Below are 12378 nucleotides of genomic sequence, written 5' to 3' on the forward strand. Positions count from 1 at the left end.
TCCAATACAAAACAGGCCCATCATCAAGAAGGGCCTGTTTCTTTATTATTTCCAACGTTCAGCGGCTTTCACATCCGACTCTCGGGATTCAACCCAGCGAATCTCTTCCGTTGTGCGTTCTTTTTTCCAGAATGGTGCTTTGGTCTTTAGATAATCCATAATGAATTCACAAGCTTCAAACGCAGCACCGCGGTGCGCACTTGATACACCAACAAATACGATTTGATCGCCAATATCCAAATCACCGACACGGTGAATGACGCGAACATCAAGCAAAGGCCAGCGCTGCTCAGCCTGCTGGCAAATATCACCGAGTGCTTTTTCTGTCATCCCTGGATAATGCTCCAGAGATAGACCAGTTACATTATCGCCAAGGTTCATATCTCGTACTTTGCCAACAAATGTCACAACCGCGCCAGAGGCTGTGCCCTGTGCGAGAGCCTCGTACTCAGTACCAACAGAGAAATCTTCGAACTGAACGGACACACGTTTCATTATCAACCTCCTGTGACGGGTGGGAAGAACGCCACTTCATCACCATCACTCAAAGGGTGTTCTAGCGGTACAATCGACTGGTTCACCGCTGCCAATAATTTACCGGGTTCCAACGCTAAGTCCCATTTACCTTCACGCGTTGCAAGCTCTGCGCGTAGAGCCTCAACAGTATCAAAGCGAGCTTCTAGTTCGAGTGAATCGGTATCGACTAATTCACGAGTTTGAGCAAAAAACAGAACTTTAATCATGAACCCACCTTAAAGTGACCAGACTTTCCGCCCGTTTTCTCCAGCAGACGAACCTGACCAATCACCATGTCCTTCTGTACCGCTTTACACATATCGTAGATGGTCAACGCAGCCACTGACGCTGCGGTGAGCGCTTCCATCTCTACCCCAGTCTTACCTGCTAGTTTACACACAGACTCAATACGAACCATGTTTTCAGATTCAATCGCTTCCAACTGCACTTCGACTTTCGAAAGAAGAAGTGGATGACAAAGAGGGATCAGATCCCAAGTTTTCTTCGCCGCCTGAATACCCGCAATTCGAGCCGTTGCGAATACATCCCCTTTATGATGCTGACCAGAAACAATCAGCTGTAACGTTTCTGGCGCCATATGGACGAAAGCTTCCGCTCGTGCCTCACGAACCGTGTCGTCTTTAGCCGACACATCGACCATGTTGGCTTCACCGGAAGCATTGATGTGAGTGAATTGACTCATAATGCCCCCACTTATACCGAAAGGTGTGGCATGAAGTTACATGGGCGATGGCTGGCGTCCAATTGCTGTTTGATGATTTTCGTCCACCCCGTGCGACAAGCACCTGTTGAACCTGGCATGGCAAAAATCACTGTATGATTAGCAAAACCTGCAATCGCTCGAGACTGAATGGTAGACGTGCCAATTTCTTCATAAGAGACTTGGCGGAACAACTCACCAAAACCTTCCACTTCTTTATCAAAGAGAGGTTTCAGCGCTTCTGGAGTGCTATCGCGAGAAGTAAAACCCGTACCACCAGTTATCATCACAGCTTGTACGTTTTCATCCGCAATCCACTGAGAAACAATGGCACGGATCTTATACATATCGTCGATGACGATCTGCTTATCCACAACGTTGTGACCCGCTTCTTTCGCATTCTCAACCAAATACGCACCAGAAGTATCGTTCTCTTCTGTACGTGTGTCGGAGACGGTTAATACGGCAATGTTTGCTGGTTGAAATTTGCTTTCTGCGTGACCCATTTGTTCACCTACCTATTTCGATTTGTTCTGGTTACGCTAAGCCTGAGACTTAGCCAAACATAGTATGATTTGAAATTGAATATCAGCGTTTAGCCGCCAATTGACGCGAGATGCGGTGTCATACCTGCATTGCCGTCGTGGAGGAAGTGGCTCACTGATTTAGTCTGTAACTGTTCTTGAATGCGCTGAATAAGTGCTTGCTCTTGCTCATCTTGCTGCAATAAGTCACGCAGCTCAACGCCATGCTCACCAAACAGGCAAAGATGCAATTTACCTTTAGCCGAGACTCGTAAGCGGTTGCAGCTTTCACAGAAGTCTTTTTCATAAGGCATAATAAGACCAATCTCACCCTGATAATCAGGGTGAACAAACACTTGAGCTGGGCCATCATTGTTTGCACGAGCTTTAAGTAACCAGCCATTAGCAATCAGTTGATTACGAATCGCGACACCCGACACATGATGATTGTGAAATAATTGATCCATTTCACCAGTTTGCATTAGCTCAATAAAGCGCAGTTGAATGGGGCGATCTTTGATCCAATGTAAAAATGCCGGCAACTCGTGAGAGTTAAGGTCTTTCATTAGCACCACATTGACCTTGACCTGCTCATAGCCAACTTCAAACGCCCGATCGATGCCCGCCATGACTTCTGTAAACTTATTCTCACCGGTGATTTGATAGAACATGCGTGGGTCAAGGCTATCAACGCTAACATTAATATGCGTCAGTCCTGCCTGCTTCCAGTCAGCTACCTGCTTTGCCATCCGGTAACCATTGGTGGTCGTCGCGACTTTACTAATACCTTGAGTGTTAGCAACCGTATGAATAATATCTGTGAAGTCTTTGCGTAGACTCGGTTCCCCACCAGTGATCCGTACTTTCGACGTACCACAGTCGGCGAATGCTCTGACCACACGTTTAATCTCAGGAAGGGTTAAAAAAGACGAGTTTTTCTGCCCCGACGGTTTATAACCATCAGGCAGGCAATATGTGCATTTAAAGTTACAGACATCTGTAACGGAGAGGCGCAAGTAATAAAACTTGCGCTGAAATCTATCTTCGAATTGTTGCGCCACGGAACACCTTTCCAAACACGGGAGGCGATAATCATTTCCAATTATGCCCTTGTGACAATTTGTCACTGGCTCAGCACGCTTATTCACTATGAACTTAGCCCGATGAGCTCGGAGTTATGGCAACTGCCAGTTAAGACCAAGCTTAAAAACAGTAGCTGACGATAAAATACTTAATAATTGTGTGTGTTTCTACCCTCAAGATAAAAAAATCACACCCAGAACCCAAAATACCTCGTATTGAGTACTTTGCATCGTTCGATTATTCTAGATTGTAGATGAATATGATCAAATAAGAACAAAATTAATGACTCTGTACTGTACAAAAAAAGTAGTTGCTGTTGGCGGTGGTCACGGCCTTGGGCGTATGCTATCGGCTTTGAAAGACTTTGGTGAGAACGCAACAGGCATAGTTGCCACAACCGATAACGGTGGTTCGACAGGCAGGATCCGAAACTGTCAGGGAGGGATTGCTTGGGGTGACACTCGCAATTGTATTAATCAGTTAATTACCGATCCTTCCATCAGCTCGATGATGTTTGAATACCGTTTTAAAGGCTCTGGTGAACTCGACGGACACAACCTCGGTAACCTGATGCTAACCGCTCTAGATAACCTCTCTGTTCGTCCATTAGATGCAACAAATCTGATCCGAAACATGCTCAAAGTGGACGTCAATATCATCCCAATGACCGAGCACCCTTCTGATCTAAAAGCACTTGCGACAAACGGCCTGTGGGTCACGGGAGAAACCAGCGTCGATGAGATGCCAGAAAAATTAGTTCGTCTCGATTTAGAACCCGAAGTCCCAGCTACCAGCGAGGGGGTACTCGCGATAGAGCAAGCCGATGCCATCATTCTTGGCCCCGGCAGCTTTCTAACCAGTATTATGCCGCCTTTGCTGCTATCTGAAATTGGCCGAGCAATTGAGAACAATCAAAAAGCCCAGCTTGTTTTCGTTGAGAACCTCTCTCCAGAATACGGCCCTGCGGGTAAGATGACTCTGAAAGAAAAACTAGAATGGTGTGAACGTGCCTGTCGCGGTCGAAAAATTGATGTGGTTTTGGGTGAAGAACCTCATCCTGAACTGAGTGACTGGAATTGCGTAACAACACCTCTCGCTTCACCGAATCGAGACTGGCGACATGACAGATCCAAGCTGCAATCTGCCATTGAGTCGTTACTGCGCGAGTAGAGCTTGATAGCGTTGCTGGGTTTCATTCAGCAACGTAACCATCTGATGCTGAGTGTCACTAAGGTCAAGTGAATGACCAGACTTGGCTTTCGCATCAATCTCAACCGCATAGGCACAGAGAGCTTCCGCGCCAAAACTGGCGGCGCTGCTTTTTAGAGCATGGCTAATCTCTTTCAGATACGCATCTTTGTCTAGCTCCTCACCAGTACTCAGCTTTTCTATGTACTGAGCTAATTCACCCAGAAAGATATTAAGCAGCACAGGAACGTTATCGGTGCCTATCTCATTCGCCAGTCGGTCTATTTTAGTTTGATTTAACACTTCCATGATCGATTACTGTGTTTCCTTTGTATTCCAGTTTTGCAGCTTGCGATAGATAGTCGATGGACTCACATCCAAATAACCTGCGGCTTTAGGGATATTTCCTTCGCACGCCTGAATCGCTTGCTCGATAGCTTTCTTCTCTGTTAACCACAGAGGGAAAATGTCATGCACAGAAAAGCTGTCCTTGTCTTGCAGATCAACCCTAATCTGATTTTCCACAGGTTGATTCAGCGGTGGCGGCAGCATATCCAAGGAGATATTTTCGCCATTATTGAGCACGACTACATTTCTCAGAACATTCTGCAACTGGCGAACATTACCAGGCCACTCATATTGAGAGAATCGACTCACCACTTCTGGTGCTAATCGGACAAAGTCTTTTCCTTCCTCTTTAGACATAAAGCCTAGCAGAGAATAAGCAATTTCTATGACATCATCGCCACGTTCCCTCAAAGGGGGTAGATGTAATGGAATCACGTATAAACGATAATACAAATCTTCACGGAAGCGGCCTTCCTGCACCTCTTTCCAAGGGTCTCGGTTGGTTGCACAAACGAAACGTACATCGACGCTTTTCATTTTCGAAGAGCCGACTTTCTGGAAGGTACCCGTCTGAATAAAGCGTAGTAGCTTAGTTTGCAGATCCAGATCCATCTCACACAGTTCGTCAAGGAACAGCGTGCCTCCATCAGCCAACTCAGCCGCGCCTTGTCGATCAGTGGCTGCACCGGTGAAAGCTCCCTTCACATGGCCAAACAGTTCACTTTCAATCAGATCTTTGGGGATAGCCGCACAGTTGATCGCTATAAACGGCTTATCACCACGTTTACTCGCGGCGTGGATAGCCTCAGCACAGACCTCTTTACCGGTACCGCTTTCCCCAGTGATAAAAATACTGGCTTTACTGGATGCCGCCGAGTCAATGGTACGATAGACAGCCTGCATAGTGTGGCTACTGCCTATAAACCCCTGATAATTCTGGTTGCCGGGATTATCTGCTTCATTTTTAAGCTTGGTTGCTTTACGAATAGCATTGTTCACCGTGACACGAAGACGATCTGCTTCACATGGCTTAATTAAGAAGTCTTGCGCACCATGACGCATGGCTTCTACAGCGGTATCAATCGATCCATGAGCCGTCATGAAGATCACCGGTACATCCGGCATTTTCTGCTTTACAGCATGTAAAACATCCATCCCCGTCATGTCGGGAAGGCGAAGATCCAACAGAATTAAATCAGGAGTGCGAAAGTTGAGGCTTTCAATAGCATCACGCCCAGTACCAACAATATTGATGTCGATACCCAATGGGGTGAGATAAGATCGATACAACGCCGCAACCGATGCGGTATCTTCCACCATCAAAAGGTATTTAGACTTTTGTGTTTGCGTATTGTGTTGCATAACCTAGCCGATTTTTTCTTTGCAATTTGTATAAATGATTGCATTGCGCTTTGCATTTTGCAAATTAAATACTAAAAAAACGAGAAATGCGCGAAAATTGGCGTAAAAAATTGGCACGCTAAATGCTGCTACTAAATTGACCCTCATGGGTCACCTAGCCAACTGACGTTGTTAGTGAACTTAGTATTCACAAATTACAGCCAATAGAATTCTTTCTACTGGCTATTTTTTTACCTGTCTGTCATAGGTGCATAGGATCAGCTGTTGGCAATAAACTGCTGACGTAACTTCTCTATCTGATCTCGCTTCTCAGCCGCTTCTTCAAACTCCAAATCTTGGGCGTGCTGATACATCTGGGCTTCCAGCTTGCTAATCTCTTTTTCAAGTTGCTGAGGCGTCATCGCATTGTATGATTGTGAGGGCTCTGCAACTTTGGATAACGGAACCTGCTTATTTGCTCGTGGCTTCTTGCTCTTAGCAATATCCCCAAGCTCCATAATATCTTTGATATTACGTTTCAGAGCCTGAGGCTTGATACCCATCTTATCATTGTATGCTTGCTGTTTCTCTCTGCGACGGTTAGTTTCTCCCATTGCCTTGTGCATCGATTTCGTGACAGTGTCAGCATAAAGAATCGCCTTACCACTAATATTACGTGCCGCACGGCCTATCGTCTGAATGAGCGAACGTTCTGAACGTAAGAAACCTTCCTTGTCAGCGTCCAGAATAGCCACCAGCGAGACTTCCGGCATATCTAAGCCTTCTCGTAACAGGTTGATCCCAACCAGTACATCAAACTCACCTAACCTCAGATCACGAATAATCTCGACTCGCTCAACCGTATCGATATCAGAGTGAAGATAACGAACACGAACATCATGTTCTGTTAGATACTCGGTCAGATCTTCTGCCATCCGTTTTGTCAGAGTCGTAACAAGAACACGCTCGTCTTTAGCAGAACGAATCCGAATTTCAGAGAGCAAATCATCCACCTGAGTTGCGACTGGGCGAACTTCTAACTCAGGGTCGAGTAAGCCCGTTGGACGTACGACTTGATCGGCTATTTGACCATCGGACTTCTCCAGCTCATAGTTACCCGGTGTGGCAGAGACAAAAATGGTTTGTGGTGCAAGAGATTCGAACTCTTCAAACTTTAGTGGGCGATTATCCAAGGCTGAAGGCAAGCGGAAACCAAATTCCACCAATGTTTCTTTGCGAGATCGATCGCCTTTAAACATGGCACCAATTTGTGGCACCGTCACATGCGATTCATCGATCACTAGCAGGCCATCATGAGGCAAATAATCAAATAAAGTCGGTGGCGGCTCACCTTCACTGCGACCACTGAGATAGCGCGAGTAGTTTTCAATTCCCGAACAGAAACCAAGCTCAGTCATCATTTCAATATCGAACTGGGTTCGCTGGGAGATACGTTGTTCTTCGAGTAGTTTGTTGTTGTCCAGCAAGTATTTCTTTCGACTTTCCAGCTCAACTTTAATGTTCTCTATCGCCTCTAGGATTTTATCTCTGGGCGTCACATAGTGCGTTTTCGGATAGATGGTAAAACGAGGTAAATCGCGCTGTTTAACAACGCCAGTGAGGGGATCGAAAATACTAATGCAATCGATCTCATCATCAAACATTTCGATTCTCACAGCATCCTGATCCGATTCAGCAGGAAAAACATCGATCACTTCACCACGCACACGAAACTGACCTCGCTCAAAAGCCACATCATTTCGACTATACTGCAGCTCCGCCAAACGGCGCAGGATATCACGCTGGTCCATCACGTCCCCACGTCGGATATGCAGCATCATCTGTAAATAGGACTGCGGATCACCCAGACCATAAATCGCGGACACAGAAGCGACGATAATGGCATCTTTTCGTTCCAGCAGGGCTTTGGTTGCTGAGAGACGCATTTGCTCGATATGCGCGTTCACAGACGCATCTTTCTCTATAAAGGTATCCGTTGTTGGTACATAGGCTTCAGGTTGGTAATAATCATAGTAAGACACAAAGTACTCAACCGCATTATTAGGGAAAAACGCTTTCATCTCTCCATAAAGCTGTGCTGCTAGCGTTTTATTCGGTGCCAATAAAATGGCCGGACGCTGCGCCTGCGCAATGACATTAGCAAGGGTGAACGTCTTACCTGAGCCAGTCACCCCCAACAAAGTTTGGTGAGCGAGGCCCGAATCTAACCCATCCAGTAACTGGCTAATCGCGGTTGGCTGGTCACCTGATGGTTGGTAATCCGACACCAAATCAAAAACTTTGCTCATTTGCACCTCGCCCGAAAATGAAGAAGACATCCGGTCTATTTTGACTGTATAGATATACAGATACAATAGCTAAAGAGAAAATAACCCTCTGTTTTAAAAAATTTGCTCTGCTAATGCTAGATCGCTATCTTCAATCCTGCTATCATCTCTCGCCCTACTCGAGATCCCTCTCTTGAAAACTCCAAAAACTAACCACAGCTTACCCACATTTTTCTATAAAACTTAAACTTACCCACATCGTTCAAAAATTTATTGACGGAACAAAGTACGATCTAAGCCTGCTTTGATGCTTTATTATACAATAAGTTAGCTCATGATCCTGATTGATTATTTTTAGAGCTAAAACCCTATTATTGCTAGATTTATTCATTGCCCAAGATTCATTAACACAGTTATCCACAATTTTGGTGGATAAGTAAACCTAGCCTATACACGTCAAGGGCTACAAAAAAGTAAAGCATTTTTTAACAAAAAAATTTAGAGAAATGAGGCAATTTTGAGGTTGACAGAATTTCGTCTCATCGATAATATTCGCAGCGCTTAAACGCAATTCCCCCTTAGTTCAGTTGGTAGAACGGCGGACTGTTAATCCGTATGTCGCAGGTTCGAGTCCCGCAGGGGGAGCCAAATTCAAGAAGAAAGACGTCCTAGGACGTCTTTTTTTGTATCTAAACCTAGCTATTTCAAGGAATAGTACTCTCTTAACGTCTTTTCCTGACTCGTACTAGCTTAGAAGTTTAGGTACACAAATAGGTATATTGTCCGTATGTTCCAATTTACGGCGTACCAATCATGGAAAGAGCAACTAAATCTTTAACAGATAAACAAATCTCAACGCTAAACCACAAGATAAAGAATTTACACTCTTTGATGATAATGGCCTTCGTCTACGTGTAAAACCAAACGGTACAAAGACCTGGTTATTCAACTATACACGCCTGCACAGCGGTAAACGCGCTAACATGACGTTTGGCAGCTACCCTAGCCTTTCACTCACTAATGCAAGAAAGAGAGCTCTTGGAGCGATAGAGACACTCCTGCAAGGCATTGATCCTCAAGTTAAACTCAAGAACCAACAAATAACCGAGCAACAGCGTTTAGAATCTACATTAGCTGAAGTAACAAACAGCTGGTTAGAAGTCAAAAGTGCCACCAGCCAAAGCTAAAAATGACAATGGGGAGCAATTACGCTCCCCATTCTTTTTTTGCCTCAATGCACCAGTTTTAAAGTATATGTTATCTGTTAAAAAGCTTATCCACGAAAAGCAATCAATAATAAAACGGGAAGACCTGTTAGCCACATATTAATCAATACAGTCGAAAATCTAAACAAAGGATAATCAGATCCATAAATAGATTTGATGCTTTGACGCCACTCTTGAATCTCTGCCTTCGGTATTCGCCAAGCGTACCTAAGCATGAGATATGCGTACAATATATGACTTGTAGAACTAGCAAAAACCCAAGAAATATTACTCTCTAAAATAAATTTAGCTCGTTCTCTAAACTTAGATGGAGCACAATTCACTGTGCTATGAATAATCTCGTATTTTCGCTTCCGAAGCTTTATTGATAAGTAGATATTCAAGGCAACGTATGGGAACCCACCTACTACCAGAAGTAACACACCGGTTTTAATAGCTAGATCAATCAAAAATCATTTCCTCAATTACTTTCCCTGTTTCGTTCGAGAGCTCTCCTCCATACATTCCCCAGATAAAAGAGCCACCAGCAACCAATGCAATTGATAACCCTCCAGTTACAGGTATAAGAGCGATTCCCCATCCTATAGCAAGTCCCCCCAAAACGTTTGTAAGACCTGATGTACTATTCCTAACAACACTTCGATTGCAAGCTTCCTCAAACCAACCACTAGTATTGCATGTCTTTGCCACATCCACAGCGTTACCATACAAGCCTGCTCCAATCACTAACCCATTAGCAACACCCAAAAATCGACTGAAAGACATTGCTTGCTTATACAAACTAGTCATCTCAATCCCAGAGACTGCCTTAGAGAAATCTTTCGCGCGATACAATTGTCGCTTACCGACATTAAGATAGTCATTGATACGTTTCGCTTGAACATTTTTAATGTAACCTGGTTTACCAACCTCAGAGAGAATCGATTTAATCTCACTTTGAAATGCTCTGGCTTCTTTTCTCCATGCCTTATAGTCAGGATTAGAATAAAGCGCTTGCCCTGATAAGCCTTTAGTCTTCTCTGCAATATAACGTGAATACTCTGCAAATGACTTCATTCGCTGGCTTAGCTTATTTCCTTGGACCTGAGCTCCTGCAACCACGGCTCCCGCTCCTGCAACGATGTTATTTAAACTAAAACCACTAGGGCCTATTGATGCTGGCTCACCTTGGTAAACATCTAGATCGGATGTCGCGGCAACAAGTAAAGCATTAGTTGCTGTTTCATGATGTTCTGCAAACCATTTCTTTTCTTCACTAGAAAGCTGCAAAAAGTCAGTCATAAGCTCACTGGCTTGATTGATCGCTAATTCTTCATCTGGATGTTTTTCTACCCATGGAGACACAACTAAAGGCATTCCTTCAATAATCTGACTGAAGCTACGTTTAAGGTGAGGGTTTGATTCAAATATATGATCAATAATATTTTCGTCTTTCGACAGATAGGTTTCTTGTGCAAAATCTTCCACACTCATTTTTTTATCGGCGAAGACAAGATACACATCATCGACATCCTGAGGAGAGATGCTTACTATGTTTGCCACAGCAAGGTCGTTATTTACAATACCCTCACTACTGATAGGTGTGACTGACGTCCCTTGAAAATTGCCGTTGTAAGCATAGTGAGTGTTTGCTGAGCGATTGTATGTCTTGGGGCCCACAGGTGGTAATGCACGTTGCACTGTTTTGGTAGTATCAAGATGCACAGGCTCTTGAACCGTGAGCGTATCCCCAACTTTCAACGACATCGGATCGGCATTGTATTGCGGATTCAAATTAAGTAACTGTTTAGCCGACAAACCATATTGCTCTGCAATGACTCCCCATGATTCCCGTTGATTAGTGTTTGAGCCCGTCCCAACGGTATGAGTTTCTGGTTTGCTCTCGGCTTTACCCGTTTCCACTGGTTGAGTGGTTTGCCTTTCGACGAGAGGCTGTTTTAGTGCCGTAAAAAGCTCACTGATTTCGAGCTTGATACCATGCTGAGCCAACCAGTCGTCATTGAGGTTATCGAGCTCTTCTCGGGTGATTTGCTGTTCAAGGTAAACAAGGCTCTGGTTTTCAACGTCTTGGCCTGCGAGTTTCCAGTACACTAAGATAGCATTTTGAAGGCGATTGTAACCCTGCTCATCATTCAATCGTTCATGAGTGGAGCATGTGGCATAGAACGCCCACTTGCCCTCACCCAGCAGCTTGTATTCTTGAACCAAACGGCCATTATGAAAGTGGTAATAATAACCTTCCGTCGGCAACCCTAAACGCTCCCCTAGCTGCACTGATGGGATAACTGGAATAAAAGCCTCCCTCACTACACCTGAGCCTATCGGCTTGACCTGCACACTTTCAGGCACACTGATACCCATTGAGTTGTTCGCCACTTTCGCAAACAATTTTTTCGGCTCATCAAAGGCAGTATGGGCGGTGTATTTAGTACCGTGTTCCGTGGGCTCAGTTTGCCAGCGACCAATCATAGCTTCTTGTTTGGTCTTGCCCAGTTGAAACGCACAGCCCACGCTTTTTTTGAATGTGTCCTCAGAGCACGCTATCTCAAAGCAATATTCATAATTGAGTTGGGGTGGAGCATCAGAAGTATCAGGCTTGATGGGCTAGGGACATAGGTATCTTCGATGCTTGGAGCGTATGCCGCACGACTTTGACTTGACGCTGCTCTAGTTACCGCTCCACGAGATATCTTCGCTCTAGAGAGAAAGGCATTTTTTGCCTCTGGCGATAAGGCCTCTTGCCCTTCAGTAGACAAACTCCACGATTTACTCATTCCATTTCTAAGCATCACTGGCTTAGATGGAGTGTCCGTCAACAAGGCCAATTCACCACTTTTGAGTTTGTCTATAAAGTGAGAGAAACTCATCCCATGAGGGATTGCAGAGCTAAGTGCCCTTTCCGTTAACCTTTCTATATCCCCTTCGACTTGACTGAACTCATGCGTCATCAGCTCCGTTAGCCGTACTACTCTGTAACTCACTGTTAATTCCACTACCACTTTTTTAATGAGGCCTATTCTACTCAATCCATAGAGGGAGCAGGGCTGATAAACTCTATTTGTTCTCAGCAATGCGCAAGAGTGTGACCGTTGTTCCTTCAGTTCCTCACGTTAGTAATTCACTCATCAATAGGATTTATCTCT

Annotated in this window: 9 protein-coding genes, 1 tRNA gene, 2 pseudogenes and 1 riboswitch; of the genes and pseudogenes, 3 read left to right on the top strand and 9 right to left on the bottom strand. The window is 44.7% G+C overall.

Annotated elements, in window-relative coordinates:
* Positions 1 to 45 precede the first annotated feature (45 nt).
* From moaE to moaA, 5 genes are all read right to left on the bottom strand, one after another.
* Positions 46 to 498: a molybdopterin synthase catalytic subunit MoaE gene (gene moaE / locus L1D15_RS10305; RefSeq protein WP_239875617.1), complete on the bottom strand. Its 453-nt coding sequence runs from the start codon at positions 496 to 498 to the stop codon at positions 46 to 48.
* Positions 498 to 743 carry a molybdopterin synthase sulfur carrier subunit gene (gene moaD / locus L1D15_RS10310; protein ID WP_239838175.1) on the bottom strand — a complete coding sequence of 82 codons (246 nt, stop codon included), beginning with the start codon at positions 741 to 743 and terminating at the stop codon, positions 498 to 500. Before moaD ends, moaE begins: the two co-directional genes overlap by 1 nt.
* Positions 740 to 1219 carry a cyclic pyranopterin monophosphate synthase MoaC gene (moaC, locus tag L1D15_RS10315; protein ID WP_239875536.1) on the bottom strand — a complete coding sequence of 160 codons (480 nt, stop codon included), beginning with the start codon at positions 1217 to 1219 and terminating at the stop codon, positions 740 to 742. The genes moaD and moaC overlap by 4 nt, the downstream gene beginning before the upstream one ends.
* Positions 1220 to 1230: 11 nt before the next feature.
* The gene (moaB, locus tag L1D15_RS10320; RefSeq protein ID WP_239865573.1) at positions 1231 to 1743 is read right to left on the bottom strand and encodes a molybdenum cofactor biosynthesis protein B; all 513 of its coding nucleotides are present in this window, start codon (positions 1741 to 1743) and stop codon (positions 1231 to 1233) included.
* An 89-nt stretch (positions 1744 to 1832) separates the two neighbouring features.
* The gene (moaA, locus tag L1D15_RS10325) at positions 1833 to 2822 is read right to left on the bottom strand and encodes a GTP 3',8-cyclase MoaA (RefSeq protein WP_239838172.1); all 990 of its coding nucleotides are present in this window, start codon (positions 2820 to 2822) and stop codon (positions 1833 to 1835) included.
* Positions 2811 to 2948, bottom strand: a riboswitch (molybdenum cofactor riboswitch). It overlaps the preceding gene by 12 nt.
* A gap of 178 nt (positions 2949 to 3126) precedes the next feature.
* Between moaA and yvcK the strand changes: the two genes are divergently transcribed.
* Complete coding sequence (yvcK, locus tag L1D15_RS10330) at positions 3127 to 4014, top strand: uridine diphosphate-N-acetylglucosamine-binding protein YvcK (protein ID WP_239875537.1); 888 nt, start codon at positions 3127 to 3129, stop codon at positions 4012 to 4014.
* Here the strand turns inward: yvcK and luxU are convergent.
* From luxU to uvrB, 3 genes are all read right to left on the bottom strand, one after another.
* On the bottom strand, positions 4000 to 4344 hold the full coding sequence (gene luxU / locus L1D15_RS10335) for a quorum-sensing phosphorelay protein LuxU (protein WP_239875619.1): 345 nt from the start codon (positions 4342 to 4344) through the stop codon (positions 4000 to 4002). The genes yvcK and luxU overlap by 15 nt on opposite strands.
* Before the next feature lie 3 nt (positions 4345 to 4347).
* On the bottom strand, positions 4348 to 5742 hold the full coding sequence (gene luxO, locus L1D15_RS10340) for a quorum-sensing sigma-54 dependent transcriptional regulator LuxO (RefSeq protein WP_239838170.1): 1395 nt from the start codon (positions 5740 to 5742) through the stop codon (positions 4348 to 4350).
* A gap of 257 nt (positions 5743 to 5999) precedes the next feature.
* Positions 6000 to 8030, bottom strand: a complete 2031-nt coding sequence (gene uvrB, locus L1D15_RS10345; protein WP_239875538.1) for an excinuclease ABC subunit UvrB — start codon at positions 8028 to 8030, stop codon at positions 6000 to 6002.
* A gap of 551 nt (positions 8031 to 8581) precedes the next feature.
* Between uvrB and L1D15_RS10350 the strand changes: the two genes are divergently transcribed.
* Together L1D15_RS10350 and L1D15_RS10355 are read left to right on the top strand one after the other, a co-directional pair.
* Positions 8582 to 8657, top strand: a tRNA-Asn gene (locus L1D15_RS10350).
* 269 nt (positions 8658 to 8926) lie between these two features.
* Positions 8927 to 9196, top strand: a pseudogene (locus L1D15_RS10355) (Arm DNA-binding domain-containing protein); the annotation flags it as partial.
* A 480-nt stretch (positions 9197 to 9676) separates the two neighbouring features.
* On the opposite strand, the pseudogene L1D15_RS10360 reads toward L1D15_RS10355, so the two are convergent.
* Positions 9677 to 12228 (bottom strand): annotated as a pseudogene (locus tag L1D15_RS10360) (LysM peptidoglycan-binding domain-containing protein).
* Positions 12229 to 12378 lie beyond the last annotated feature (150 nt).

It is taken from the genome of Vibrio sp. Isolate25, assembly GCF_022398025.1.
Classification (GTDB): domain Bacteria; phylum Pseudomonadota; class Gammaproteobacteria; order Enterobacterales; family Vibrionaceae; genus Vibrio; species Vibrio coralliilyticus_A.

Excerpts from the sequence above, each read along its gene's own strand:
- moaD (WP_239838175.1), bottom strand. The coding sequence starts at position 743 with ATGATTAAAGTTCTGTTTTTTGCTCAAACTCGTGAATTAGTCGATACC.
- moaC (WP_239875536.1), bottom strand. The coding sequence starts at position 1,219 with ATGAGTCAATTCACTCACATCAATGCTTCCGGTGAAGCCAACATGGTC.
- moaB (WP_239865573.1), bottom strand. The coding sequence starts at position 1,743 with ATGGGTCACGCAGAAAGCAAATTTCAACCAGCAAACATTGCCGTATTA.
- yvcK (WP_239875537.1), top strand. The coding sequence starts at position 3,127 with ATGACTCTGTACTGTACAAAAAAAGTAGTTGCTGTTGGCGGTGGTCAC.
- luxO (WP_239838170.1), bottom strand. The coding sequence starts at position 5,742 with ATGCAACACAATACGCAAACACAAAAGTCTAAATACCTTTTGATGGTG.
- uvrB (WP_239875538.1), bottom strand. The coding sequence starts at position 8,030 with ATGAGCAAAGTTTTTGATTTGGTGTCGGATTACCAACCATCAGGTGAC.